This is a genomic window from Mycolicibacterium arseniciresistens (genome assembly GCF_030519285.1).
Classification (GTDB): Bacteria; Actinomycetota; Actinomycetes; order Mycobacteriales; family Mycobacteriaceae; genus Mycobacterium; species Mycobacterium arseniciresistens.
The window spans coordinates 1-1372 of the sequence record NZ_JAUMSQ010000402.1 but is presented as its reverse complement, the minus strand read 5'-3'; the positions used below and the strand labels follow the sequence as shown (position 1 = coordinate 1372).

General features: G+C 68.7%; 2 protein-coding genes. One reads left to right on the top strand and one right to left on the bottom strand.

The window, feature by feature from the left end; all coding sequences use genetic code 11:
• The first annotated feature begins 311 nt into the window (after nt 1-311).
• A complete protein-coding gene (gene lexA / locus Q2100_RS29260) occupies nt 312-1028 on the top strand; it encodes a transcriptional repressor LexA (protein ID WP_269896169.1) in 717 nt (238 codons plus the stop codon).
• Nucleotides 1029-1032: 4 nt separating this feature from the next.
• Here the strand turns inward: lexA and Q2100_RS29255 are convergent.
• A partial coding sequence (locus tag Q2100_RS29255; protein WP_456094154.1) for a sunset domain-containing protein occupies nt 1033-1372 on the bottom strand: 340 nt, incomplete at its 5' end.

Here is a 1372-nt window from a genome sequence, read left to right as displayed (position 1 = left end):
CCGCGGCCCCGTGGGGGCCTGCGCCGGCCGGCGCACGGGCCGGGTGACCGGTCGAATCTCACTCTGCCGGGGTTCCACGATCGTCATCTGCCTGCCCTCTCCGCCGGTGGTCGTTCGCTACTGTGTTCGAAACATACTCGCTCAGGTGTTCGATGGATAGAACATGTGATCGAACTGTTGCGAAACGATAGAGCAGCCCACCGACAAGTCCCCCCGGGACCGCCGGCGACGCCTCGGGCGGTGCCAGGATCCCGCGACACGCCTCGAACACATGTTTGATCATCGGCCGTCGGGCGACTACATTCGGCACCATGAGCGACGACAGCAGGGACATCGGCGACGGCGGCAGCGCACCGGCGAGCACCGGCGGGCGGCGCAGCTCCGACAACGCCCTCACCGAACGCCAGAGCACCATTCTCGACGTGATCCGGGCCTCGGTCACCAGCCGCGGCTACCCGCCGAGCATCCGCGAGATCGGTGACGCCGTCGGCTTGACGTCGACGTCATCGGTCGCCCACCAGCTGCGCACGCTCGAGCGCAAGGGCTATCTGCGCCGCGACCCGAACCGGCCGCGCGCGGTCGACGTTCGGGCCTCCGACGATCACGTCACCCCGGTGGTCACCACCGATGTCGCCGGCTCCGACTCACTGCCGGAGCCGACGTACGTCCCGGTGCTGGGCCGCATCGCGGCCGGCGGTCCCATCCTGGCCGAGGAGGCCGTCGAGGATGTCTTCCCGCTGCCCCGTGAACTCGTCGGTGAGGGATCGCTGTTCCTGCTCAAGGTGGTCGGCGAATCGATGGTGGACGCGGCGATCTGCGACGGCGACTGGGTGGTCGTGCGTCAGCAGAACGTCGCCGACAACGGCGACATCGTCGCGGCCATGATCGACGGCGAAGCGACCGTCAAGACCTTCAAGCGCACCCGCGGACAGGTTTGGCTGATGCCACACAATCCGGCGTTCGACCCGATCCCGGGCAACGACGCGGCCGTGCTCGGCAAGGTGGTCACCGTCATCCGCAAGATCTGACGGCTCAGTCCGCTCTGACGAACCCGTTCGTGCGGGCGAATTCTTCGCTGGCGAACCAGAGTTCGGCGACCGTGTCGCCGTAGTCCGGGCTGTCCGGCGACCAGTACAGCCCGGACCGGGTATCGGCCTTGATCGGGTAGCCCTCCGGCGGCTCGTTCGAGTCGTCGAGCGGCAGGTGGATCGCGGTGCGTCCGGGCGTCGGCTCGTCGATGTCGATCGCCGCGTGCCTGCCGCTCGGCGTCTCGTCCACCACCTCCACCCGCGTCGGCGTGGTGTCGACGTCGTCGGAGTTGTCCTGCACATCGAATACCGGCCCCCCCGCCGCCATTGCGGCCGCCGCCGGC

Bases quoted from the DNA above. Each gene is read 5' to 3' on its own strand.
- lexA (WP_269896169.1), top strand. From the start codon at position 312: ATGAGCGACGACAGCAGGGACATCGGCGACGGCGGCAGCGCACCGGCG.